This is a genomic window from Micromonospora humida (assembly GCF_016901255.1).
GTDB lineage: Bacteria > Actinomycetota > Actinomycetes > Mycobacteriales > Micromonosporaceae > Micromonospora > Micromonospora wenchangensis.
Window position 1 is genome coordinate 488,117 of sequence record NZ_JAFEUC010000002.1, and the last position, 23,226, is coordinate 511,342.

The window sequence follows — 23,226 nt, forward strand, 5'->3', positions numbered from 1 at the left end:
GTCGGCCGGGCGGACGGCCGGGACGGGCAGGATGGGGGCATGACGCTCTCGTTGCCCATCGACGGCGAGGCCAACCGGCTGCTGGAGCGCAGCCCACTGGCCCTGCTGACCGGGATGCTGCTCGACCAACAGGTGCCGATGGAAAAGGCGTTCTCCTCGCCGTACGTGCTCGCCCAGCGGCTGGGGCACGACCCGGAGGCCCGGGAGTTGGCCGACTACGACCCGGCGGAACTGGTCGAGGTCTTCGCGCGGCCACCTGCGCTGCACCGGTTCCCTAAGGCGATGGCCGGCCGGGTGCAGGAGCTGTGCCGGGTGCTGGTCGACCGGTACGCCGGCGACGCCGGCCGGCTCTGGGCGGACGTCGGCGACGGGCGGGAACTGCTGCGCCGCATCGCCGACCTGCCCGGCTTCGGCACCCAGAAGGCGCAGATCTTCGTCGCCCTGCTCGGCAAGCGGTACGACGTGCGCCCCGACGGCTGGCGGGAGGCCGCCGGCGGGTACGGCGACCCGGACACCTTCCGCTCGGTCGCCGACGTCACCGACGCGGAGTCGCTGCGCCGGGTGCGCGAGTACAAGCAGCAGGTGAAGGCGGCGGCGAAGGCGGACAGGGGCTGACGCAACCGGAGCTGGGTCGGTTCGTTGAGATCCGCGACAGCGGCGACGGGTGGACGATGGCGGACGAGCGGGGGGCGGCGCTGCTGCGCGGCGGGGTCAGCTCGCCCCGGGCCACTTTCCTGGAACTCTTCTTCGACCTGGTCTTCGTCTTCGCCCTGACCCGGGTCTCCCAGCGGGTGATCGACGATCTGAACACCCCCCAGCGGGACCTGCCCGTCGAGATCACCCAGACCCTGGTGATCTTCCTGGCCTTCTGGGCGGTCTGGACGTTCACCGCCTGGGTCACCAGCCGCTACGAGCCGGAACAGCCGCAGATCCAGTTCGTGGTGGTCTACGCGATGCTGGGCTGCATGGTGATGGCGGTCGCCACCCCGCGCGCCTTCGACACCCGCGCGGTGGCCTTCGCCTTCGCGTTCGTGGCGGTGCAGGTGGGCCGGCCGCTCTTCCTCACCCTGGCGTTGCGCGGTCACCCCCGCCGGCTGGTCACGGTGCGGGTCGCGTCCTGGGCGGTGGTCAGTGCCGTGCCCTGGGTGCTCGGGGCGGTGCTGCCCGGGACGTGGCGGCTGGTCTGCTGGTCGGTGGCCGTCGTCATCGACTACGCCGGGCTGATGTTCGGCTGGCCGGTGCCCCGCCTCGGGGCGACCCGCACGTCCACCTGGGCGGTGCTGGGGGAGCACCTGGCCGAGCGGCACCAGCAGTTCTTCCTGATCGCCCTCGGCGAGAACATCCTCATCATCGGGTTGGCGTTCAGCGGGCACAGCTTCTCGGGTGCCAGCTCCGGGGCCTTCCTGCTCTCCTTCGTGACCACCGTGCTGCTCTGGCGGATCTACTTCCACCGGGCGGGTCACCTGCTCACCGAGGCGATCCGGGTGGCCCGTGCCCCCGGCCGGCTGGGGGAGTCGATGAGCTGGACCCATCTGGTGATCGTCGCCGGGGTGCTGACCACGGCGGTCGGCTACGAGCTGGCGATCGTGCACCCGTACGCGCGGACCAAGCTGTCCTGGGCGGTCTTCCTGACGGGTGGGCCGGCGGTCTTCCTGCTCGCCCGCGCCCGGTTCGAGCACGAGGTGTTCGGGCGGGTGTCCCGCTCCCGGATCATCGGGGTGCTCGTCCTGGCCGTGCTGATGCCCCTGGCGACCCTGACGGTCAGCGTGGTGGCGCTCGCCGCGACCGCGACCGTGCTGGCGGCGGTCACGGTCGCGGACTACCGCCGGGCGTACGGGCGGCCACCGGAGCGGCCCCACCCGGCCCTGTGAGCCGGGCCGGTCAGGCGGCGGTGGGGCGGGACAGCGAGGCGAGCGCCCGGCGTACGTCGGCGAGCGAGACGGTGGCCGAGTCGTCCAGGTCGGCCAGGCCGGCCTCGATCCACTGCCGCATCAGGGTGGTGACGCCGATGCCGCGCGCCTCGGCCGCCGCCCGGACCCGGTCGTAGGTGTCCATCGGCAGGCGTACCGAACGGCTGACCATCGGCACGTCGGTGTCGGGGGCGGGCAGTTCCACCGGCTGACTGTCGTCGATCAGCTCGGCGAACGTGTCGTCGCCGCCGTGGAATCGCTTGATGGCCTCGTCACGGTTCATCGCCGTCGCCTCCTCTATCGGCGCGTTCTCCGCACGGTCTCGTCGTAGCGCTTGGCCTCGACGTCGCTCAGGTCGCGGGCGGAGAGGACGTCCCAGTCGTGGTCGGTGCCGTCGGCCTCGGCGAGCAGGACGGCCAGCCGCCGGCCGCGACCGCTCGCCGCGTAGACGACCGTCAGGTCCTCGCCGAGGTGCCGGATCACCCGGCGGGTGCTGTGCAGCGCCTCCCAGACTTCCCCGGGGGTGACGTCGTAGACCCGCAGGTTGGCCAACGCCTCCTCGGTGAAGCTGAACCGGCTGCCCACCGCCGGAGCGTACCACGGGCGTAACACGATTCCGGTATGCGTCGATTTTCGCTGATCAAGGTGATGCGGTGACAGGATGGTGGGTAATCCCCTCAGGAGGTCCATGGTGAAGCGTCAGGCGTACCAGCCGATTCTGATCACCGACGCCTCGCGCAGCCAGGACGACCAACTCACCAGCCGACAGAAGCGGTACGTGCTGATGATGGGCATCCGGGTGGCCTGCGTGATCGCCGGAGCGGTCCTGGTCGGTACCAAGGCCCCGCTGCTCTGGCTCTGGCTGCCCCTGGTGGCGCTGGGCATGATCCTCATCCCCTGGCTGGCGGTGCTGCTCGCCAACGACCGCCCGCCCAAGGAGCAACACCGCCTCGCCACCAGGTTCCAGCCCCGCCACCGCGACGAGACCCCGCCGATGAGCCTCACCGCCGAGGAACGCCCGCACCGGATCATCGACGCCGAACCCTGACGGGGCCGGCCGGTGCGGGCGTGGCCGGCACCGTTACCCGCCGGTCGCCTCCGGCCGGGCACCCACCATCGAGACCGCCAGGGCGCCCAGGTCGGCGGCCCGGGTCAACGCGGCCCTCGGGGTCGCGCCGGTGGTCCAGGCGGTGAGCAGGCCGGCCGCGAAGGCGTCCCCGGCCCCGGTGACGTCCACCACGGCGACCCGCAACGACGGCGTCACCCCGACGGTGGCCCGCCGGTCCACCCAGATCGCCCCCGCGCCGCCGCGTTTGACCACCACCCGACGGGCCGCCGCCGACAACGCCCGCGCCTGGGCCGCCGGATCCAGCCCGCCGGCCAGCACCCCCGCCTCGTCCGCGTTGACCAACAGCAGGTCGACGTCGCGTACCCAGGACAGGAAGGCCGCCGCGCCGATCCGCCGCAGCGGCGCGGCGGAGGCGGCGTCGACGCTGGTGGTCAGCCCGTGCTCGCGGGCGGCGGCCAACGCGCGCAGCCCGGCCGGTCGCGACCCGGCATCCAGCAGGCAGTACGCGGACAGGTGCAGATGGGTGGCGTCGGGCAGCGCCGCCAGGGCCCGGTCCACGTGGTCGGCGGTCAGCCGCAGGTTCGCCCCCCGCTCGGTGACCATGGTCCGCTCGTCGGCGGTGGCCAGCACGATCACCGTTCCCGTGGTGGCCTGCGGGTGCACCTCGACCGCGCAGTCCACCCCCGCCCGTTGCAGCTCGGCCACCCGGTCCCGGCCGGCGCTGTCGTCGCCGACCGCCCCGACCAGCGTCACCGGCGCGTGCTGGGCGGCGATCCAGGCGGCGGTGTTGGCCGCCTGCCCGCCGCCGGTGACCTTGATGGTCGCCGGGGTGTCCGAGCCGGTGGCCAGCGCTCCGGCCAGCACGGCGACCACGTCGGTGATCAGGTCGCCGACCACCACGATCCGACCGGGAGCGGTCATGCGGCGGCGCGTCCGGCCGCCGCGACCGCGATCCGGGCGGCCAGGTCGGCGTTGCGCAGGATGATCCGGACGTTGACCGCCAGGCTGGCGCCCTCGGTGGCCGAGTGGAAGTAGGCCAGCAGGAAGGGGGTGACCGCCTTGCCGGTGACGCCCTCGCGCCCCAACCGGGCCAGACCCTCGGCGAGGGTGCGGTCGTGCAGCGCCGGGTCGAGCTGCTCGTCGACCGGGAGCGGGTTGGCCACGATCAGGCCGCCGCCGTGCACCCCGTGCTGCTCGCGGGCGGCGAGCACCGCGGCGACCTGCTCGGGGGAGTCCACCGACCAGTCCAGGTCGAACCCGGACTCGGTCAGGTAGAAGCCGGGGAAACGCCGGGTACGGTAGCCGACCACCCCGACGCCGAGGGTCTCCAGCCGCTCCAGGGTCGCCCCGACGTCGAGGATCGACTTGACCCCGGCGCAGACCACCGTGATCGGGGTACGCGCCAGGGTGACCAGGTCGGCCGACTCGTCGAAGGTCTGTGCCGCCTCCCGGTGCACCCCGCCCAGGCCACCGGTGGCGAAGACGCCGATCCCCACCGCGGCGGCCACCGCGCTGGTGGCGGCCACGGTGGTGGCCCCGTCGGCACCGGTGGCGGCGGCCACGGCGAGGTCGCGGACGGAGAGCTTCGCCACCGGATCGACGGTGGCGAGCCGGGTCAGCTCGGCGTCGTCGAGGCCGACGACGAGTTCGCCGGCGATCATGCCGATGGTGGCCGGGACGGCCCCGGCGTCGCGTACCGTCTGCTCGATCTGCCGGGCGACCCGCAGGTTGTCCGGTCGGGGCAGACCGTGCGAGACGATCGTGCTCTCCAGGGCGACGACGGGACGGCCGTCACGCAGGGCTTCGTCGACCTCGGTACCGGGCCGGATGTGAAAGGTGGTCACGTCAGCTACCGTAACTGGCCGCCGTCGGGGTGGGCTGCGGTGGACCGGACCCGGCCGACCTGCCAAACTTGTGCAGTTGGAGGTGTGACTGTGAGTACCGAGGTTCTTGAGCGTCCCGAGTTGAAGGACGCCGACACGGGTCCCGAGATGTTCCATTACGTACGCAAAGAGAAGATCGCCGAGAGTGCCGTGATGGGCACCTACGTGGTGGCGCTCTGCGGCGAGACCTTCCCGGTGACCAAGGCCGCCAAGCCCGGCTCGCCGGTCTGCCCGAAGTGCAAGGAGATCTACGACTCGTACCGCGAGTGATCCGGGCGGTCCGCCGGACCGCCCCCGTAACCTTCGGCGGTGTGACCACCTCCACCGCCCTGCTCCTGGCCGACCTGACCGGGGTGGCCGTCTTCGCCGCCTCCGGCGCCTCGGCGGCGGTGGCGAAGCGGCTCGACCTGTTCGGCGTCGTCTTCGTCGGGTTCGTCGCCGCGCTGGGTGGTGGGATCTTCCGCGACCTGGTCATCGACGAGGTCCCGCCGCTCGCCTTCGCCGACTGGCGCTACGCCGCCACCGCCGCGGTCACCGCCAGCGCCGTGTTCTGGCTGCACCCGCAGCTCGCCCGGCTGCGCACCACCGTGCTGGTGCTCGACGCCGCCGGGCTCGGCCTGTTCACCGTCACCGGCACGCTCAAGGCGCTCGACGCCCGGGTGCCGGCGGTCGGCGCGGTGGTGATCGGCATGCTCACCGCGATCGGCGGCGGGCTGGGCCGGGACCTGCTCACCGCCGAGATCCCGGTGGTGCTGCGCCGGGAGATCTACGCCGTCGCCGCACTCGCCGGCTCGATCATGGTGGTGCTGCTGTCGGCGCTGGGATACGCCGGAGCGGGCGGGCTGACCGCGGCGGCGGTGCTGGTCTTCGTGCTGCGCCTGGTGGCGCTGCGGCGACGGTGGTCGGCGCCGGTGGCGACGATGCGTCCGCCGGAGACCGGCCTCGGTCGTCCACCCCGCTGACCGGCGGCGGGACCGGTCGGCGTGGTGTCGGCTGGGGTTGCCGGGCCCGGCTGGTTATGCTGGGCCGGCCTTCGCGGCATGCTCTGCGCGGAGGCGTTTTCATGGGCGGCGGTACCGTGGCCCTCGGCCCGGATCCGCCTCGTGCGGTCGGAGAGGAGCCTCGGGTGGCACCCCGGTTGCCGGCGTTGGAGACGTTCCCGCCCCTGCGCGCCTGGCAGCGCAAGGCGATGGTGGAGTACCTGCGCCGTCGTACCGAAGACTTCACCGCGGTCGCCACCCCCGGTGCCGGCAAGACCACCTTCGCCCTGCGGATCGCCGCCGAGCTGCTGGTCGACGGCACCATCGAGGCGGTCACCGTGGTCGCCCCGACCGAGCACCTGAAGACCCAGTGGGCGCAGGCCGCCGCCCGGGTCGGCATCCAGCTCGACTCCGCGTTCCGCAACGCCGACCTGCACTCCGCCGCCGACTTCCACGGCGCGGTCGTCACCTACGCCCAGGTCGGGATGGCCCCCCAGGTGCACCGGCGGCGCACCATGACCCGCCGCACCCTGGTCATCCTCGACGAGATCCACCACGCCGGGGACTCCCGCTCCTGGGGCGACGGGGTCAAGAACGCCTTCGAACCCGCGGTACGCCGGCTGATGCTCACCGGTACGCCGTTCCGCTCCGACGACAACCCGATCCCGTTCGTCACCTACGAGCGCGGCGGCGACGGGCTGCTGCGGTCCCGCGCCGACTCGGTCTACGGCTACTCCGACGCGCTGCGCGACGGCGTCGTACGCCCGGTGCTGTTCCTGGCGTACTCGGGGGAGACCCGCTGGCGTACCAACGCCGGGGACGAGTTGGCGGCGCGGCTCGGCGAGCCGATGACCCAGGACCTGATCGCCCAGGCCTGGCGGACCGCACTCGACCCGGCCGGGGACTGGATGCCGCAGGTGCTGCGGGCGGCCGACGCCCGGCTGACCGTGCTGCGCAACGCCGGGATGGCCGACGCCGGTGGCCTGATCATCGCCAGCGACCAGCAGAACGCCCGCTCGTACGCGAAGCTGATCGAACAGGTCACCGGGGAGAAGGCCACCGTGGTCCTTTCCGACGACCAGGGCGCGTCCGCCCGGATCGCGACGTTCGCGGCGTCCGAGCAGCGGTGGCTGGTGGCGGTCCGGATGGTCTCCGAGGGCGTCGACATTCCCCGGCTGGCGGTCGGGGTGTACGCCACCAGCGCCAGCACCCCGCTGTACTTCGCGCAGGCCATCGGCCGGTTCGTCCGGGCCCGCCGCCCCGGCGAGACCGCCTCGGTGTTCGTGCCGAGCGTGCCGCACCTGCTCGGCCTGGCCAGCGAGATGGAGGCCGAGCGGGACCACGTGCTCGGCAAGCCCAAGGACCGCGAGGGCTTCGACGACGACCTGCTGGAGCGCGCCCAGCGCGACGAGCAGGCCAGCGGCGAGCTGGAGAAGCGGTTCACCGCGCTGTCCGCGACCGCCGAACTGGACCAGGTGATCTTCGACGGGGCGTCCTTCGGCACCGCCGCCCAGGCCGGCACCCCGGAGGAGGAGGAGTACCTGGGGCTGCCCGGTCTGCTCACCGCCGACCAGGTGTCGCTGCTGTTGACCAAACGGCAGGCCGACCAGCTCGCCGCGCAGCGGCGTCGGGCGGCCGTCCAGGCCGCTGAGCCGGCCGCTGCGGCCCCGGCGGCGCCCGCCGTACCTCTGAGTGCCGCCCAGCGTCGGGTGGCGCTACGGCGTCAACTGAACGCTCTGGTGGCCGCCCGGCACCACCGTACGGGCCTGCCCCACGGCAAGATCCACGCCGAGCTGCGCCGACTCTGCGGTGGCCCGCCCAGCGCCCAGGCGACCATCGAACAGCTCGAAGAACGCATAGCCACCGTCCAGACCCTCTGACGGTCCCCGTTCCCCGCCCTCCCGTCCCGTTCTCCCCGCTCCCGGATCCCCCGGCTTTTGTCGGTGATCAAGAGGTTCGGGTCAGAAATCGGTGGGATGGTGACGCGAACCTCTTGATCACCGGTCCGGTGGCGGGGGAATCCGGGGGCGGGGAGGGTGGGCCGGGGGTGGGGGAGTGGGTGTAGCCGGGAACGGCCGGGCGGAGGCACCCTGTGGGTGCCTCCGCCCGGCTGCGTCGTCGTAGGGGTTTCGGGTCAGTTCGCCATCAGATCGGCGCCTCGCCAGCTGAACTCCGGGTCCGTCGCAAACTTCACCGTGATCTTCACGAGATCCTCGGCGTACTTGTTCGCGTGGTGCCCACAGAACACCAACTCGCTCCCACCCGCCAGAGTGATACGGAGCTTGCCGGCAGCATTGCAGCGGTCGCACCGTTCATCGGCGGCTGGGGGAGCCACCGTTTCGGGCGGCGGCGTGAGGGTCGGGGTCATCGCCTTCCTCCTCTGGTCGTCACCGATGAACACTCTCTTCGGTCGTTGCTCACTCATCGTGCAACACCCTTACCGGGCCCCGCCTTCCCAGTGTGCCCGCGGGGGACCGAGGTCACACCTGGCGGGAAGGACAGTGTGCCGTGCACCCAGGGTGCCACGTCAACGATCACAAACACGTATTGGACGGGTCACCATCGCATGTTCTACGCCTGGTGATCAAACCGACACGACGGGTTGACGCGACCGGCTCAGTCCAGGTAGTCCCGGAGGACCTGGGAGCGCGACGGGTGCCGGAGCTTGGACATCGTCTTGGACTCGATCTGCCGGATCCGCTCCCGGGTCACCCCGTAGACCTGACCGATCTCGTCGAGGGTACGCGGCTGGCCGTCGGTCAGGCCGAAACGCAGCCGGACCACCCCCGCCTCCCGCTCGGAGAGCGTCTGCAGGACCTGCTGGAGCTGGTCCTGCAGCAGGGAGAACGAGACGGCGTCGACCGCGACCACGGCCTCCGAGTCCTCGATGAAGTCGCCGAGCTGGCTGTCACCCTCGTCACCGATGGTCTGGTCGAGCGAGATCGGCTCCCGAGCGTACTGCTGGATCTCCAGCACCTTCTCGGGTGTGATGTCCATCTCCTTGGCCAGCTCCTCCGGGGTGGGCTCACGGCCCAGGTCCTGGAGCAGCTCGCGCTGGATGCGGCCGAGCTTGTTGATCACCTCGACCATGTGCACCGGGATGCGGATGGTGCGGGCCTGGTCGGCCATCGCCCGGGTGATCGCCTGCCGGATCCACCAGGTGGCGTACGTGGAGAACTTGTAGCCCTTGGTGTAGTCGAACTTCTCGACGGCGCGGATCAGGCCGAGGTTGCCCTCCTGGATCAGGTCGAGGAAGGCCATCCCCCGCCCGGTGTACCGCTTGGCCAGCGAGACGACCAGCCGGAGGTTCGCCTCCAGCAGGTGGTTCTTGGCGCGCTCGCCGTCCCGGGAGATCCAGAGCAGGTCGCGCTGCATGTCGCGGGTCAGCTTCTCCTCGCCGTCGTCGGCGGCACGCAGCCGCTCGGCGGCGTAGAGCCCGGCCTCGATCCGCTTGGCCAGCTCGACCTCCTGCTCGGCGTTGAGCAGCGGAACCTTGCCGATCTGCTTGAGGTAGGCCCGGACCGAGTCGGCGGAGGCGGTGAGTTCGGCGTCCCGACGGGCCTGCTTGAGCGCCTCGGACTCCTCGTCGTCCCACTCGAAGTCGTTGTCGGTGGCGGAGGCGGCGGCGTCGGTCTCGGCGGCCCGGGTCAGCTCGGCCGGCTCCTCCACCACCACGTCCTCGATCTCCGCAGCCAGCTGCTCGGGATCGATCTCGCCCTCGGCGCCCTCGCCCTTGGCCTTCGTGGCGGCCTTGCCGGCCCCGGCGGCGGCCACCGTCGCCTTGGTGGCACGGGTCGACTTCGTCGCCTTGGCGGCCGGCATGGCGGCCTTCGCGGCCACCCCGGCGGCGGTGGCCGCCTTACGCGGGGCCGCCTTGCGCGGGGCGGGCGCGGTGGCCTCCTCGGCGGCGGGTGCCTGCTTCGGGGCCGGCGCGACCGCCTTCTTGGTGGTCTTGGCGGTGGTGGCCCGCGAGGCCGGTGTGGCCGACCGGGCGGCGGCCACCCGGCGGGGGCGGGTGCTGGCGGAGCCGTCGACCACCACGGTGACGCCCGCCTCGGAGAGCGCCCGCAGGATCTTCTTGGCCTGGGCCGGGGTCACCTCGGCGGATTCGACGGTGCGCGCGAGCTGGGCCGACGTCAACTGACCACCGGCGCTCTGGGCGTGGGCGATCAGGGTGTCGGTGAGCGAGCGAACGTCGGCGCCGGGCTGGCGGGGTTCTGTCACGAATGACCTTCCGGAGGCGAAGAGCGAGCACGGCCGGAGTCGTCCGGCGCAGCGTGGCATGCCGTGCCGTCGACGTCGTTGAGTGGCCCCCGTGTCCCGGGCCGGCTGTGCGGCGGTGGTCCGTGGCGCGTGGGCAGGGTGAATTGTAACCCCGGTTGGCGCGATCATCCTGCGGCGCACGGCAACCGGCCGTCTGTACCACCGGTTCGGCACGGATGTCGACTTTGCGGCCAGCTTATCGACCCGGCCCGCCGGTCGGTCGGTCGACGCCGGAAACCGCCTGTCGCACCGGGTGCGTCCGGCCGCGACGGCGCCTGCCTATGCTGTCCGGACGAGATCGACGACGCGCGGCGGCGCACGCGCCGCGCCGGACGGCGGGGGCGGGACGCGGTCGGCTCCCGACCGGTACGCCCGGTGCGCGCCCGGCGGCCGCGAAGGGGGCAGGGTTCGATGACGGGTTCGACGCCCACCGCGCGGGAACTGCTCGGGATCGCCGTCGAGGTGGCCCGGGAGGCGGCCGACACGGCGGCCCGGATGCGGGCCGAGGGGGTCTCGGTCGCGGCGACCAAGAGCACCGCCACCGACGTCGTCACCGCCGCCGACCGGGCGGTGGAGCGGCAGGTGGTGGCAGCCCTGCGCGCGGCCCGACCGGGCGACGTGGTGTACGGCGAGGAGTACGGCGGCGCCGAGGCCGGCGCGGACGGCGTGCGCTGGATCGTCGACCCGATCGACGGCACGGTGAACTACCTGTACGGGCTGCCGTACTGCGCGGTCTCGCTCGCCGCCGAGGTGGACGGCCGGGTGGTCGCCGGGGTGGTGCGCAACGTCGCGACCGGCGAGGAGTGGACCGCCACCGCCGGTGGTGGGGCCTGGCGGGACGGCCAGCGGCTGCGCTGTTCCACGGAGACGGAGCTGGGGCAGGCGTTGGTCGCCACCGGGTTCGGCTACGACGCCGGCCGCCGCCGGCACCAGGCCAGGGTGGTCGCCGAGCTGATCGGGGACGTGCGGGACATCCGGCGGATGGGAGCGGCGGCGCTGGACCTGTGCCTGGCCGCCGAGGGGCGGTTGGACGCCTACTACGAGAAGGGGCTGGCCGCCTGGGACCTGGCCGCGGGCGGGCTGGTCGCCGAGGAGGCCGGGCTGCGGGTGACCGGTCTGAACGGTCGTCCGGCCGGCCCCGACCTGGTCATCGCGGCCCCACCGGCGCTCTTCGCGCCGCTGCACACCCGGCTGGCCGCGCTGGACGCCTCCGGCGGCCCCTGAACGCTCCCCGGCCGGCCGCCACCCCGGCGGCCGGAGCACGGCGCGACAGCCGGGTGGCAGCCGGGGAACGGCGGTGGGGCCGGGCGGTCGCCGGGGGTGGCGGGACCGGTTACTTGTCCTCCACCGGCATCGGGCAGGAGCCCTCCGGTGCGACCGGCGCGCCCAGGTCGCCGAGGGACTGGTTGACCTCGGTGGTGGTGGCCAGCTGCTGGAAGCTGTCGCCCAGCACCACGTCGACCGTGTCGTCCTGGCGCTTGGGGTCGTAGTCGCGTTCGGCGTTGTTGAGGAAGAAGGCGCGCAGCAGGTGCGCCGAGCCGACCCCCTTGGGACCGAACCGCAGCAGCGCGACGCCGTCGAAGTGCTTGGGGGCGTTGCCCTCCTTCTTGACCTGGAACTTCCGGTTGCGGAAGTCGTCGCCCACGCTGCTGGCCAGGCCCGGCTCGCCGGTGCCGTTCAGGATGTTGATCTTGACATCCTTGTACGTACGCAGGGACAGGTCGGCCAGCGGCCAGCCCTCGGGGCAGCCCTTGGCGTTGGCACCGCTGCCCTGGGTGTCGCGGACCACGGCGACGATGACGATGACCAGGGCGACGACCGCCAGCAGGCCGACGACAACGAGTGCTCGCACTCGCGCAAAGCTCATCTGGGTGCTCCCCGGACAGTGGGTGGTGGCGGCGAACGTCGGCGTCGGCCGGCGCCGTCGGCCGTCGAGTACGCCGCTGAGGTTAACGGTTGTCCGGCGGACGCGTGGAAACAGTCCGACATGCCGGCGCGCCAACCGGGAACGGGGTACTACTACCCCTATCTTCGTGTCGCCTGAGTCACATTGGGAACATCTTGGGCCGCTGGGGCGTACATGTCTGCCGCGAGGGCGGTATACATGCCTCGCCCGGTAGGGGGTAAGGTACCGCGCTCGTCGGGTCCTGCCCCCGGCGACCTTGATCCAGAGGCCGTCGGGTCGGGCGACCGACACACATTGGTGGCCGGCCAGTGGGAACCGAAACAGCGTCGCCCGGCGTTACAACCGGAAGCGACAACATCGATATGGGAGAGTGAAACCGATGGCCACCGACTACGACGCCCCGCGTCGCGACGAGGTCGACCTCGGCGAGGACAGCCTGGAAGAGCTCAAGGCCCGGCGGGTCGACTCACAGTCGGGCGCCGTGGACGTCGACGAGGCCGAGGTGGCCGAGAGCTTCGAGCTGCCCGGCGCTGACCTGGCCGACGAGGAGCTGACCGTGAAGGTCCTCCCGATGCAGCAGGACGAGTTCCGGTGCGGACGCTGCTTCCTGGTGCACCACCGCAGCCAGTTGGCGGTCGAGCGCAACGGCGACCTGATCTGCCGCGAGTGCGTCTGAGCACCCACCACACCAGCGGCGGCCTCCTTGCGGGGCCGCCGCTGCCCGAGCCGCCGTGCGGGTACGACGGGTTACTGCTTGACTCGTGGTAGGCGCGTCCACCGGACCGGTGGACACCACGGGAGGGGCAGACGGATGAACGAGCACGGCGGGTCCGATCCGGACGGTCCGAAGTCCGACGTCGGCCCGCCCGTCGTCGTTCCCGGAGACGGGCGGGCCGGCACCGATCCGGCCGCCCCGCCCGGCACCGATCCGACGCTGATGGTCGGGGACACCCCGGCCGACGCCGGGGCGGTCACCGCCGCCGGCGACGAGCTGGGTGCCACGGTGGCGGCGCTGACCGCCGACGACATCGCGCCCGCCCGCCGTCGGCAACTGCTCGCCCGGCTGGTCGGGCAGGCCCGGGGCCGGGGGATCGCCGACCTGTTCAAGCCACGGGCGGCGCTGCGCTGGATGACCGACACGGTCGCCGACGTCGCGCCGCACATCCCCGTCCGGGACCTGGCGACGCTGCGGCGGCACTTCCCCGGCCTGGACGACGAGGCGCTCGCCGACCGGCTGGTCCGCAACGCCACCCGGGCCACCGCCGGGGTGGGCGCGGCCGGAGGTGGCGTCGCCGCGGTGGAGTGGGCGGTCGCCCCGACCCTGCTGTCCGCGCCGGTGCTGCTCGCCGCCGAGACGGTGGCCGTGGTGTCGATCGAACTCAAGCTGATCGGCGAGCTGCACGAGATCTACGGCGCACCGCTGCCCACCGGCGGCACCCCCCGGACCATCGCCCTGGTCCAGTCCTGGGCCAGCCAGCGGGGGATCAACCCGATGATGCCGGGCGTCGGGGTGAGCGCGGTGCTCGGCACCGCCGCCCGCAAGGAGCTGCGGGACACGCTGCTCAAGCGATTCGGCCGCAACCTGACCACGCTGGGCCCGTTCCTCACCGGGGCGGCCGTGGCCAGCTACCTCAACCGTCGGGCCACCCGGTCCCTGGCCGACCAGCTCCGCCGCGACCTGCGCAAACAGCGTCGGGAGCTGCCCGGCGGGCCACCTGCCCTGCCTGGCCCCGGCCGGCCCTGACCCGGCCGGCCCTGACCTCGAACCGCCCCGAACCGACCCCGACCGGTCCGGGCGGCGCGTCGGGCCTCGCCCGGGCCGTGTCGCTCAGGCCGTGTCGCGGGCGGCCAGCAGGGCGGCGGCCAGCTCGGTCGGTCGGCGGGAACTCACCACCCAGAACGGGGTGGGGTCGTCCGGATCGTCGAGCACCACCTGCACCGCGCCGCCGATCCAGGGCCGCTGCACCACGAAGGCCAGCGGGTCCGCGCCCACCCCGAGCACCTCGCGCCGGCCACCGGCGTCGAGCGGGACGGCGTCGGCGACGTACCGGACGGGCAGGTGGGCGTCGTCGACCCACAGCTCACCGTCGGCGACCGCGACCCGGACCCGGCCCAGCCACCACAACCCGGCCAGGGTGGCCGGCAGCAGCAGCGCGAAGGGCAGCCAGGCGCGTACCCCGCCGGCGCCCATCCACAGCTCGACCGCGGCGAACCCGGCCAGGGCCACCCCGGCCGCCCAGCACCACCAGGGCAGGCCCAGCCGCTCGGAGTACGCCGGGACGGCCGCGACGTGCGGGGTCGGCGACGACGGGGAAGGCGACAGGCTCACACCTCGAGGGTACGGAACACGACGGGCGGTCGACCCGGCAGGATGGCAGGGCACCCCGTGAACGTCGACGGAAGAGGCAGACCCGTGACCCACGCCGTACCCGTGCCCGTCCGGCAGCTCGATCCGGAGCTGCCGCTGCCCGCGTACGCCCATCCGGGCGACGCCGGTGCCGACCTGGTGGCCGCCGCGGACGTCGAGTTGCCCCCCGGCGGCCGGGCCCTGGTCCCCACCGGCGTGGCGCTGGCCCTGCCGGAGGGCTACGTCGGCCTGGTCCACCCACGCTCCGGGTTGGCCGCCAGGCTCGGCGTGACGGTGCTCAACGCGCCCGGTACGGTCGACGCCGGCTACCGGGGTGAGATCCTGGTCAACCTGATCAACCACGATCGGGACGCACCGGCGAAGATCTCCCGTGGCGATCGCATCGCGCAACTCGTTGTCCAGCGGGTGGAGCGGGCCGATTTCCAGCCGGCGGCGGTGCTGCCCGGGTCCCGACGGGGGACCGGCGGACACGGGTCGACCGGTGGCCACGCCGGGCTCGTGCCCCCGCCCGGTGGCCCGACCCGGGCGGCGGACACCGACCGGGTCGGCGAACGGACGGAAGAGGTGGCAGGGTGAGTGCGAACAGCGGAGGGTGGGCGCAGTGATCTTCTCCCGAAAGCGGGCCGACAACGGGCGGCACGCCCGTGACGAGCGGGCCGGCGGCCCCGACGCGTACGAGACGGCGGGCCCGGCCCGTGGCCCGTACGACGTCGCCGAGGCACCGGACGACGTGCAGCGCCTCGACCTGGGCAGCCTGCACATCCCGGCGGTGCCCGGGGTCGAGGTGCGGGTGCAGGCCGACCCGCAGGGCGTCATCCAGCAGGTGGTGCTCGTCCACGGGGACAACGCCCTCCAGCTCGGTGTCTTCGCCGCCCCCCGCTCCGAGGGCATCTGGGACGAGGTGCGCGACGAGATCCGGCAGTCGCTGATCGCCGACGGCGCCACCGCCCAGGAGGCCCGGGGCGAGTACGGCGTCGAGCTGCACGCCCGGGTGCGTACCCCGGACGGCCCGACCGACCTGCGCTTCGTCGGCATCGACGGCCCGCGCTGGATGGTCCGGGGCGTCTACCAGGGTGCCGCCGCCACCGACCCGGCCGCGGCCGGCCCGCTCGCCACCTGCCTGGACGGCCTGGTGGTCGACCGGGGGCAGGAGGCGAAGCCGGTGCGCGAGCCGCTGCCGCTGCGGCTGCCCCGGGAGATGGCCGACCAGGCCGAGGGCGGCGACGCCGCGACGCCCGCCCCGAACCAGGCCTGACCGACCCGTCCGGGCCGGACCCCGCCGCCTGAGGTGGCCGGGTCCGGCCCGGACCGCTGTCCGCCCCCCGGCGACCCGGCCGAGGTCGGCGGCGCGTCCCGGCCACGAGCCGGCGGCGGCGTTCCGGTGGGGTGCCGACCGGGGGCGGCCGCACCGGAACGACGCAGCGGGGCCGGATCGGCGTACGCTGGCGGCACGGTCCCACCCGGGGCCGGGTGACGCCGGTGCCGACCGGTCAGCGTGGAGAGGGTGACGCGGAGGTCATGTCGACCGACGAGAGCCGGATGTCGCTACGGGGCATCCTGCGCCGGTTCACCGCCAGCGAGGCCGAGATCGAGGCGCAGGAGCTGCGCCGGGAGAGCGCCGAGTCCGGTGGCGTGCTGGCCCGGCAGTGCATGCGGGGGCAGGTGGTCTCGGTCGCCGGGCGGCTCCGCACGGTGGTCTACACCCCCCGGACCAACCTGCCCACCCTGGAGGCGGACCTCTACGACGGCAGTGACGTGGTCACCCTGGTCTGGCTGGGTCGACGGCACATCGCCGGCATCGAGCCGGGCCGGCACCTGACCGCCCGGGGCCGGGTGGCCGTCCGGGACGACCGCAAGGTCATCTACAACCCGTACTACGAGCTGGAGTCGCCGAAGTGACGACGGGACAGCCCCCGGCCACCGAGCCGCAGACCACCCCGCCGGACGACGAACGGCTGCCCAGCCTCGCCGAGCAGATGGCCGACCAGCTCGGCGGCTGGCGCGGGCTGGTCGAGTCCAGCATCCCCGTGGTGGTCTTCGTGCTGGCCAACGTGGTCGGCGAGCTACGGCCGGCGGTGATCGCCTCGGTCGGGGTGGCGGTGCTGATCGCGATCGTCCGGCTGGTCCAGCGCCGTCCGGTCCGGCACGCCGTCAACGGGCTGTTCGGCATCGCGGTCGGCGCGGCCATCGCCTGGCGTACCGGGGACGAGCGGGACTTCTACCTCCCGGGCATCCTCTACGGCATCGGCTACGGCATCGCCCTGCTGCTCTCCGCGGTGATCCGGCAGCCCCTGGTCGGGTGGATCTGGTCGGTGCTGGTGGCCAAGGGGCGCTCCGAGTGGCGCGACGACCCCCGGCTGGTGCGTACCTTCACCCAGCTCACCGTGCTCTGGGGGGTGGTCTGGCTGGCCAAGGTCGGGGTGCAGGCCGGGCTCTACCTGGCCCACCAGGACACCGCGCTGGGGGTGGCCCGGCTCGCCCTCGGCTACCCGCCCTACGCGCTGCTGCTGCTGATCACGGTGTGGGTGGTACGCCGGGTGACCCGGGAGTCGGCACCACAGCCGCTGCCCGGCGGCTGACCTCCAGGGCCAGCACCCAGGGCCTCCAGGGCCGGCCTCCAGGGCCGGCAGGCAACCGTCCGGCACCCGCCGGGTGGGACGGTCAGCCCGCGCCGCGCGTCCGTTCCACGCTGTCCGGTCCGAGGATCACCCCACGTACCTCGTCCTCCACCTGGGCGGTGCACACGAAGATCAGTTCGTCGCCGGCCTCGATGGGGTCGTCGGGGCTGGGCACCAGCACCCGTTTGCCGCGCAGGATCGCCACCAGCGCGGCGTCCCGGGGGAGCGGCACGGCGTGGATCGGCTGGCCGACGTAGGGCGCGGTCGGCGGCAGGGTGATCTCCACCAGGTTCGCCTCACCCTGCCGGAAGGTCATCAACCGGACCAGGTCGCCGACGGTGACCGCCTCCTCGACCAGCGCGGCCATCACCCGGGGCTTGCTGACCGCCACGTCGACGCCCCACTGCTCGGTGAACAGCCACTCGTTCTCGGCCCGGTTGACCCGGGCCACCACCCGGGGCACCGCGAACTCGGTCTTGGCCAGCAGGGACACCACCAGGTTGACCTTGTCGTCGCCGGTGGCGGCGACCACCACGTCGCAGCCCGCGACGTTCGCCTCTTCCAGGCTGGCCAGCTCGCAGGCGTCGGCCAGCACCCAGTCGGCGGTCGGCACCCGGTCCGGGCGCAGCATCCGGGGCTGCCGCTCGATCAGCATCACCTGGTGGCCGTTGTCGATCAGCTCCTGGGCGATCGACCGGCCCACGTTGCCGGCGCCCGCGATGGCGATCCGCATGGCTCAGTGCCCTCCTTCGGGCGGCGTGGCGGCCACCGCGGTGACCTGGGCGGCGATGTCGTCGGTGACCATCAGGTAGAGCTGGTCACCCTCCTGCACGACGCTGGACGCGGTGGGCAGCATGCCGATGCCGAAGCGGGTCAGGTACGCCACCCGGGTCCCGGCCGCCTCCTCCAACTGGCGCAGCGGCCGGCCGATCCAGTCCTTGTGCACCGGCACCTCGATGATCGACACGGTGCTGGTCGGGTCCCGGAAGATCTCCACGTTGCCCTCGGGGACCAGGTGGCGCAGCATCCGGTCGGCCGTCCAGCGGACGGTGGCGACGGTGGGGATGCCGAGCCGCTCGTAGACCTGCGCCCGGCGCTGGTCGTAGATCCGGGCGGCGACCCGGGAGACGCCGAACGTCTCGCGGGCCAAGCGGGCCGAAATGATGTTGGAGTTGTCGCCGCTGGAGACGGCGGCGAAGGCGTCCGCCCGTTCGATGCCCGCCTGGCGCAGCACCTCGCCGTCGAAGCCGGCACCGGTGACGGTGATCCCGGCGAAGTCGGGGCCGAGGCGGCGGAACGCGTCGGCGTCCTGGTCGATCACGGCCACCGAGTGCCCCCGGGACTCCAGGCTCTGGGCCAGCGTCGAGCCGACCCGCCCACAGCCCATGATCACGACGTGCACGGTGTCCCTCCCAAGGTGTGCCCGCCTCCCGGCGACTGTCGTCTGCGAGCCTGCCACGTCCACCCCGACCACGGGGGACCGAACGGTACCGCGCCGGGACCTGGGAAGGGGATCAGGCACCCCCCGGCGACCACGATCCGGTGGTCGTACCCTTAGCGCTTGTGGCCAGTCCCACCTCGCTGCTGAAGCGACTCCTCGTCGGTCGACCGTTCCGGTCGGACCGGCTCCAGCACACCCTCCTGCCCAAGCGCATCGCCCTGCCGGTCTTCGCCTCCGACGCGCTGTCCAGCGTCGCGTACGCCCCGGACGAGATCCTGCTGACCCTCTCCATCGCCGGGGCGTCGGCGTTCCTGTTCTCCCCCTGGATCGCCCTCGCGGTGGTCGTGGTCATGCTGACCGTGGTGGCCAGCTACCGGCAGAACGTGCACGCGTACCCCTCGGGCGGCGGCGACTACGAGGTGGCCACCGTCAACCTGGGTCCCCGGGCGGGGCTGGCGGTGGGCAGCGCACTGCTGGTCGACTACGTGCTGACCGTCGCCGTGTCGGTCTCCTCCGGAGTGGCCAACCTCGGGTCGGTGGTGCCCTTCGTGGCCAGCCACAAGGTGCTGATCGCGGTGAGCGCGGTGGTGCTGCTGACCGCGATGAACCTGCGCGGGCTGCGCGAGTCCGGCACCGCGTTCGCCATCCCCACGTACGGCTTCGTGATCGTCATCGGCGGGATGATCCTCACCGGGCTGGTCCGGTACTTCATCCTCGGCGACGACCTGCGCGCCCCCAGCGCCGGGCTGGAGATCCAGGCCGAGCACAGCGTGACCGGCTTCGCGCTGATCTTCCTGCTGCTGCGGACCTTCTCCTCCGGCTGCGCCGCGTTGACCGGGGTCGAGGCGATCTCCAACGGGGTGCCGGCGTTCAAGGCCCCGAAGAGCCGCAACGCGGCCACCACCCTGCTGCTGCTCGGCACGATCTCGGTGTCCATGCTGGTCGGCATCATCTGGCTGGCCAGGCTGACCGGCCTGCAGTTCGTCGAGGACCCGAACACCCAGATCCTCTCCGGCCCCGACGGGTACGTGCAGAAGACCGTCACCACCCAGCTCGGCGAGACCGTCTTCGGCGGCGGGTCGGTGCTGCTCTACGTGGTCGCCGGGATGACCGCGCTGATCCTGTTCCTGGCCGCGAACACCGCGTTCAACGGCTTCCCGGTGCTCGGTTCGATCCTCGCCCAGGACCGCTACCTGCCCCGGCAGTTGCACACCCGGGGCGACCGGCTGGCGTTCTCCAACGGCATCGTCTTCCTCGCCGTCTTCGCGATCGTGCTGATCGTCGGTTTCCAGGCCGAGGTGACCCGGCTGATCCAGCTATACATCGTCGGCGTCTTCGTCTCGTTCACGCTCTCCCAGGCCGGCATGATCCGGCACTGGAACCGGCACCTGCGCACCGAGCGTGACCCGCAGGCCCGCCGGCGGATGTTCCGCTCCCGGGCGATCAACGCGTTCGGCATGGCGATGACCGGCACCGTCCTGGTCATCGTGCTGATCACCAAGTTCCTGCTCGGCGCGTGGATCGCCATCGCCGCGATGGCGGTGATCTACGTGCTGATGCTGGCCATCCGCCGGCACTACGACCGGATCGCCGCCGAGCTGGAACCGACCGAGGTGCGCGGGGTGCTGCCCGCCCGCAACCACGCCATCGTGCTGGTCAGCAAGCTGCACCAGCCGACCCTGCGGGCCATCGCGTACGCCCGCGCCACCCGGCCGGACACGCTGACCGCCGTGACCGTCAACGTGGACGAGAAGGACACCCGCCAGCTCCAGCAGGAGTGGGAGCGGCGGGAACTGCCGGTGCCGCTGACCGTGGTCGACTCGCCGTACCGGGAGATCACCAGGCCGATCCTGAACTTCGTGGCGAACACCCGCCGGGAGTCCCCCCGCGACGTGGTCACCGTCTTCATCCCCGAGTACGTCGTGGGCCACTGGTGGGAGAACCTGCTGCACAACCAGAGCGCGCTGCGGCTCAAGGGCCGGCTGCTCTTCGAGCCCGGTGTGATGGTGACAAGTGTGCCCTGGCAGTTGGCGTCCACCGCGACCAAGAACCTCGACCGGCTGGACGAGACGCTGAGCCGTACCCCCGCCCGGGGGCCCCGGGTCGCGCCGCGCAGCACCCTGCCGCCGCCCGTCCCGCCGGTGACCGCCCCGTCCGGCGAGCCCGGCCCGTCGACCGGAGACCGCCCGTGACCGCGTACCCCGGCCCCGCCCGTTCCGCGACCACCGACCGCACCGCGCCGGCCGGCACCGCCCGGCCGGACCGGCCGGTCGGCGAGGACCAGCGGCCCGGGTTGGAGGAGGCCGAGCGGGTCGAGTTGACAGTCGACGCGGTCGCCCCCGGCGGGCACTGCGTGGCCCGGGTCGACGGCCAGGTGGTCTTCGTCCGGCACGCGCTGCCCGGGGAACGGGTGGTCGCCGAGGTGACCGAGCTGCACCGGGGGTTCGCCCGCGCCGACGCCGTCGAGATCGTCGAGGCGTCACCGGACCGGGTCGCCCCGCCCTGCCCGTACGCCCGGCCGGGCGGCTGCGGCGGCTGCGACCTGCAACACGTGGCCCCGGCCGCCCAGCTCGACTGGAAGACGGCCGTGGTGCGCGAGCAGCTCAGCCGGCTCGGCGGGCTCACCGACGCCGAGATCGACGCGCTGCGGGTCACCGTCGCGCCGCTGCCCGGCGGCCCGCTGGGCTGGCGGTCCCGGGTCCGTTACGCGGTCGACGCCACCGGCCGGGCCGGGCTGCTCAAGCACCGCTCGCACGAGGTGGTGCCGATCGACCGCTGCCTGATCGCCCACCCGGCGATCCAGGCGCTGCCGGTACTCGGGCAGAACTGGCCGGCGGCCGACGCGGTGGCGACGGTCGCCTCCACCGGCGGGGACGTCGTGGTCACCGCCCTCGCCGACGGGACGCCCACCCCGGTCGACCTCCCCGGCGGGCCGGCGACGACCGACCTTCCCGGGGCCCCGGCCGTCGCCCCCGGCGGGCCCACGGCCGGCGACGCCCCGGCGACGGTACGGGAGGTCGCCGCCGGCAGGGACTGGACGGTGCCGGCCGGCGGGTTCTGGCAGGTGCACCCGGCCGCCGCCGACACCCTGGTCGACGCGGTCCTCGACCTGCTCGACCCGCGGCCCGGCGAATCCGTCTGGGACCTCTACGGCGGGGCCGGCCTGTTCGCCGCCGCGCTCGCCGCCCGGGTCGGCCCGGACGCCCGGGTCACCGTGGTCGAGTCCGCCGCCGAGGGGGTCGCCGCCGCCCGGCGTAACCTGGCCGACCTGTCCCGGGTCGAGGTGGTCGCCGCCCGGGTGGAGACCGCGCTGGCCCGCCGCCGGATCACCGGCCCGGTCGACCTGGTGGTGCTCGACCCGCCCCGCACCGGTGCGGGCGCGGCGGTGGTGCGGGACATGATCGCCGCCACCCCCCGGGCGATCGCCTACGTGGCCTGCGACCCGGCCGCCTTCGCCCGGGACGTACGCACCTTCGGCCGGGCCGGTTGGCGGCTCGCCGCCCTGCGCGGCTACGACCTGTTCCCGATGACCCGGCACGTCGAACTCGTCGGCCTGTTCCTGCCCCCGGCCCGCTGACTAGCCTGGCCCGATGAAGATCGTCGGGCTGATGTCGGGCACCTCGTACGACGGGGTGGACGTGGTCGCCGCCGAGTTCACCACCGCCGGGGACACCCTGCGGATGCGCCCGCTCGGGCACCGGGAGTGCGGCTACGACGCGGAACTGCGGGAACGGATCGAGGCGGTGCTGCCGCCGGGGCCGACCACGGTCGAGGCGGTCTGCCGGCTCGACAACGCCCTCGGCACGGTGTTCGCCGACGCCGCCGCGCTCGGCGTCGAGCTGGCCGGCGGGTCGGCCGACCTGGTCGTCTCACCCGGGCAGACCGTCTTCCACTGGGTCGACGGCGGCACCGTGCGGGGCACCCTCCAACTCGGCGCGCCGGCCCGGGTCGCCGCCCGGGTGGGCGTACCCGTGCTGTCGGACCTGCGGTCGGCGGACGTCGCCGCCGGCGGGCAGGGCGCGCCGCTGGTCCCCGCCTTCGACGCCCTGCTGCTCGCCCCGGCCGCCGAGGCCGCCCCGGGCGGGCGGCCCGGCGGCGGGGTACGGGCGGCGCTCAACCTGGGCGGTATCGCCAACCTCACCGTGGTCGCGCCGGACGCCCCCGTGCTCGGCTACGACGTGGGCCCGGCCAACGCCCTGCTCGACGCGGCGGCCCGCCGGTTCCTCGACCGGCCCTGCGACGTCGACGGGGCACGCGCGGCGGCCGGCCGGGTGCACCCCGGGCTGCTGGCGCTGCTGCTCGCCGAGCCCTACTACGCGGCGACGCCGCCGAAGTCCACCGGCAAGGAGCTGTTCCACGCCGGCTACCTCGACGACCGGTTGGCGGCGCTCGGGGAACCGGTCGCCCGCGACGACGTGTTCGCCACGCTGACCGAGCTGACCGCCCGGACCGTCGCCGACGCCTGCCGGCGGCACCTGGTGACCGAGCTGGTGGCCGCCGGTGGCGGGGTCCGTAACCCGACCCTGTGGGGTCGGCTGTCCGCCCTCGGCGACGGCCGGTGGACGCTGCGCACCACCGACGAGCTGGGGGTACCCGCCCAGGCCCGGGAGGCGTACGCGTTCGCCCTGCTCGGGTGGCTGTCCTGGCACGGTCTGCCGGGCACGGTGCCCTCGGTGACCGGCGCCCGGCGGGCCGCCGTGCTGGGGTCCTGGACCCCGTCCGGCCCGCCGTACGGGGTGGCCGCGCCGCGACCGCCCCGCCGGCTGGCCGTGCTCCGCTGACCCGGGC

The 23,226-nt window shown here is 73.5% G+C and carries 26 protein-coding genes; 16 read left to right on the forward strand and 10 right to left on the reverse strand.

Annotated features, from left to right (window positions below):
• Positions 1-39 precede the first annotated feature (39 nt).
• Together JQX11_RS06025 and JQX11_RS06030 are read left to right on the forward strand one after the other, a co-directional pair.
• Positions 40-615, forward strand: a complete 576-nt coding sequence (locus JQX11_RS06025; RefSeq protein ID WP_204923968.1) for an HhH-GPD-type base excision DNA repair protein — start codon at positions 40-42, stop codon at positions 613-615.
• 56 nt (positions 616-671) lie between these two features.
• Positions 672-1,871 carry a low temperature requirement protein A gene (locus JQX11_RS06030; protein ID WP_204923969.1) on the forward strand — a complete coding sequence of 400 codons (1,200 nt, stop codon included), beginning with the start codon at positions 672-674 and terminating at the stop codon, positions 1,869-1,871.
• A 10-nt stretch (positions 1,872-1,881) separates the two neighbouring features.
• Here JQX11_RS06030 and JQX11_RS06035 read toward each other — a convergent pair whose 3' ends face one another.
• Both JQX11_RS06035 and JQX11_RS06040 read right to left on the reverse strand, forming a co-directional pair.
• Positions 1,882-2,193 (reverse strand): YlcI/YnfO family protein, encoded by a 312-nt coding sequence (locus JQX11_RS06035; protein WP_204923970.1) that lies wholly within the window; start codon positions 2,191-2,193, stop codon positions 1,882-1,884.
• Between the two features lie 14 nt (positions 2,194-2,207).
• Entirely contained in the window at positions 2,208-2,495 is a 288-nt protein-coding gene (locus JQX11_RS06040) for a hypothetical protein (protein WP_281899565.1), read from the reverse strand.
• 103 nt (positions 2,496-2,598) lie between these two features.
• Between JQX11_RS06040 and JQX11_RS06045 the strand changes: the two genes are divergently transcribed.
• Positions 2,599-2,958, forward strand: a complete 360-nt coding sequence (locus JQX11_RS06045) for a DUF3099 domain-containing protein (protein WP_204923972.1) — start codon at positions 2,599-2,601, stop codon at positions 2,956-2,958.
• A 33-nt stretch (positions 2,959-2,991) separates the two neighbouring features.
• On the opposite strand, the gene JQX11_RS06050 is transcribed toward JQX11_RS06045, so the two are convergent.
• Together JQX11_RS06050 and JQX11_RS06055 are read right to left on the reverse strand one after the other, a co-directional pair.
• Positions 2,992-3,900, reverse strand: a complete 909-nt coding sequence (locus tag JQX11_RS06050) for a carbohydrate kinase family protein (RefSeq protein WP_204923973.1) — start codon at positions 3,898-3,900, stop codon at positions 2,992-2,994.
• Positions 3,897-4,823, reverse strand: a complete 927-nt coding sequence (locus tag JQX11_RS06055) for a pseudouridine-5'-phosphate glycosidase (protein WP_204923974.1) — start codon at positions 4,821-4,823, stop codon at positions 3,897-3,899. Before JQX11_RS06055 ends, JQX11_RS06050 begins: the two co-directional genes overlap by 4 nt.
• An 84-nt stretch (positions 4,824-4,907) precedes the next feature.
• Here JQX11_RS06055 and JQX11_RS06060 point away from each other — a divergent pair, with 84 nt between their 5' ends.
• From JQX11_RS06060 to JQX11_RS06070, 3 genes are all read left to right on the forward strand, one after another.
• Positions 4,908-5,132 (forward strand): DUF3039 domain-containing protein, encoded by a 225-nt coding sequence (locus JQX11_RS06060; RefSeq protein ID WP_176739083.1) that lies wholly within the window; start codon positions 4,908-4,910, stop codon positions 5,130-5,132.
• A gap of 41 nt (positions 5,133-5,173) precedes the next feature.
• Positions 5,174-5,824 carry a trimeric intracellular cation channel family protein gene (locus JQX11_RS06065; RefSeq protein WP_204923975.1) on the forward strand — a complete coding sequence of 217 codons (651 nt, stop codon included), beginning with the start codon at positions 5,174-5,176 and terminating at the stop codon, positions 5,822-5,824.
• Positions 5,825-5,988: 164 nt separating this feature from the next.
• The gene (locus JQX11_RS06070) at positions 5,989-7,722 is read left to right on the forward strand and encodes a DEAD/DEAH box helicase (RefSeq protein ID WP_204923976.1); all 1,734 of its coding nucleotides are present in this window, start codon (positions 5,989-5,991) and stop codon (positions 7,720-7,722) included.
• A gap of 254 nt (positions 7,723-7,976) precedes the next feature.
• On the opposite strand, the gene JQX11_RS06075 is transcribed toward JQX11_RS06070, so the two are convergent.
• Both JQX11_RS06075 and JQX11_RS06080 read right to left on the reverse strand, forming a co-directional pair.
• Positions 7,977-8,210, reverse strand: a complete 234-nt coding sequence (locus JQX11_RS06075; RefSeq protein WP_088646450.1) for a DUF7455 domain-containing protein — start codon at positions 8,208-8,210, stop codon at positions 7,977-7,979.
• Positions 8,211-8,458: 248 nt separating this feature from the next.
• Positions 8,459-10,066, reverse strand: coding sequence for an RNA polymerase sigma factor (locus JQX11_RS06080; protein ID WP_204923977.1), 1,608 nt, complete (start codon positions 10,064-10,066; stop codon positions 8,459-8,461).
• A 450-nt stretch (positions 10,067-10,516) separates the two neighbouring features.
• Here JQX11_RS06080 and JQX11_RS06085 point away from each other — a divergent pair, with 450 nt between their 5' ends.
• The gene (locus JQX11_RS06085) at positions 10,517-11,329 is read left to right on the forward strand and encodes an inositol monophosphatase family protein (RefSeq protein WP_204923978.1); all 813 of its coding nucleotides are present in this window, start codon (positions 10,517-10,519) and stop codon (positions 11,327-11,329) included.
• A gap of 109 nt (positions 11,330-11,438) precedes the next feature.
• Here the strand turns inward: JQX11_RS06085 and JQX11_RS06090 are convergent, their stop codons facing one another.
• Positions 11,439-11,957: a LytR C-terminal domain-containing protein gene (locus JQX11_RS06090; RefSeq protein ID WP_204923979.1), complete on the reverse strand. Its 519-nt coding sequence runs from the start codon at positions 11,955-11,957 to the stop codon at positions 11,439-11,441.
• Positions 11,958-12,390: 433 nt separating this feature from the next.
• On the opposite strand from JQX11_RS06090, the gene JQX11_RS06095 reads away from it, so the two are divergent.
• Together JQX11_RS06095 and JQX11_RS06100 are read left to right on the forward strand one after the other, a co-directional pair.
• Positions 12,391-12,687, forward strand: a complete 297-nt coding sequence (locus JQX11_RS06095; RefSeq protein WP_067315205.1) for a DUF4193 domain-containing protein — start codon at positions 12,391-12,393, stop codon at positions 12,685-12,687.
• Positions 12,688-12,948: 261 nt separating this feature from the next.
• Positions 12,949-13,755, forward strand: coding sequence for a hypothetical protein (locus tag JQX11_RS06100; protein WP_204924162.1), 807 nt, complete (start codon positions 12,949-12,951; stop codon positions 13,753-13,755).
• An 84-nt stretch (positions 13,756-13,839) separates the two neighbouring features.
• Here JQX11_RS06100 and JQX11_RS06105 read toward each other — a convergent pair whose 3' ends face one another.
• Positions 13,840-14,340, reverse strand: coding sequence for a DUF3093 domain-containing protein (locus tag JQX11_RS06105; RefSeq protein WP_204923980.1), 501 nt, complete (start codon positions 14,338-14,340; stop codon positions 13,840-13,842).
• Between the two features lie 42 nt (positions 14,341-14,382).
• Here JQX11_RS06105 and dut point away from each other — a divergent pair, with 42 nt between their 5' ends.
• The 4 genes from dut to JQX11_RS06125 all read left to right on the forward strand — a co-directional run bounded on the left by dut (position 14,383) and on the right by JQX11_RS06125 (position 16,958).
• On the forward strand, positions 14,383-14,955 hold the full coding sequence (gene dut / locus JQX11_RS06110) for a dUTP diphosphatase (RefSeq protein ID WP_372444558.1): 573 nt from the start codon (positions 14,383-14,385) through the stop codon (positions 14,953-14,955).
• A gap of 25 nt (positions 14,956-14,980) precedes the next feature.
• Positions 14,981-15,634, forward strand: coding sequence for a DUF3710 domain-containing protein (locus JQX11_RS06115; protein ID WP_204923981.1), 654 nt, complete (start codon positions 14,981-14,983; stop codon positions 15,632-15,634).
• Between the two features lie 263 nt (positions 15,635-15,897).
• The gene (locus tag JQX11_RS06120) at positions 15,898-16,278 is read left to right on the forward strand and encodes an OB-fold nucleic acid binding domain-containing protein (RefSeq protein WP_088646422.1); all 381 of its coding nucleotides are present in this window, start codon (positions 15,898-15,900) and stop codon (positions 16,276-16,278) included.
• Positions 16,275-16,958 carry a DUF3159 domain-containing protein gene (locus JQX11_RS06125; RefSeq protein WP_204923982.1) on the forward strand — a complete coding sequence of 228 codons (684 nt, stop codon included), beginning with the start codon at positions 16,275-16,277 and terminating at the stop codon, positions 16,956-16,958. Before JQX11_RS06120 ends, JQX11_RS06125 begins: the two co-directional genes overlap by 4 nt.
• Before the next feature lie 82 nt (positions 16,959-17,040).
• On the opposite strand, the gene JQX11_RS06130 is transcribed toward JQX11_RS06125, so the two are convergent.
• Together JQX11_RS06130 and JQX11_RS06135 are read right to left on the reverse strand one after the other, a co-directional pair.
• The gene (locus JQX11_RS06130; RefSeq protein ID WP_204923983.1) at positions 17,041-17,730 is read right to left on the reverse strand and encodes a potassium channel family protein; all 690 of its coding nucleotides are present in this window, start codon (positions 17,728-17,730) and stop codon (positions 17,041-17,043) included.
• Positions 17,731-17,733: 3 nt separating this feature from the next.
• The gene (locus JQX11_RS06135; RefSeq protein ID WP_204923984.1) at positions 17,734-18,399 is read right to left on the reverse strand and encodes a potassium channel family protein; all 666 of its coding nucleotides are present in this window, start codon (positions 18,397-18,399) and stop codon (positions 17,734-17,736) included.
• 161 nt (positions 18,400-18,560) lie between these two features.
• Between JQX11_RS06135 and JQX11_RS06140 the strand changes: the two genes are divergently transcribed.
• The 3 genes from JQX11_RS06140 (at position 18,561) to JQX11_RS06150 (ending at position 23,219) form a co-directional block, all read left to right on the forward strand.
• The gene (locus JQX11_RS06140; RefSeq protein WP_204923985.1) at positions 18,561-20,630 is read left to right on the forward strand and encodes an APC family permease; all 2,070 of its coding nucleotides are present in this window, start codon (positions 18,561-18,563) and stop codon (positions 20,628-20,630) included.
• 101 nt (positions 20,631-20,731) lie between these two features.
• Positions 20,732-22,015: a class I SAM-dependent RNA methyltransferase gene (locus JQX11_RS06145; RefSeq protein ID WP_204924163.1), complete on the forward strand. Its 1,284-nt coding sequence runs from the start codon at positions 20,732-20,734 to the stop codon at positions 22,013-22,015.
• A 13-nt stretch (positions 22,016-22,028) separates the two neighbouring features.
• The gene (locus tag JQX11_RS06150; RefSeq protein WP_204923986.1) at positions 22,029-23,219 is read left to right on the forward strand and encodes an anhydro-N-acetylmuramic acid kinase; all 1,191 of its coding nucleotides are present in this window, start codon (positions 22,029-22,031) and stop codon (positions 23,217-23,219) included.
• The last annotated feature ends 7 nt before the right edge of the window (positions 23,220-23,226 follow it).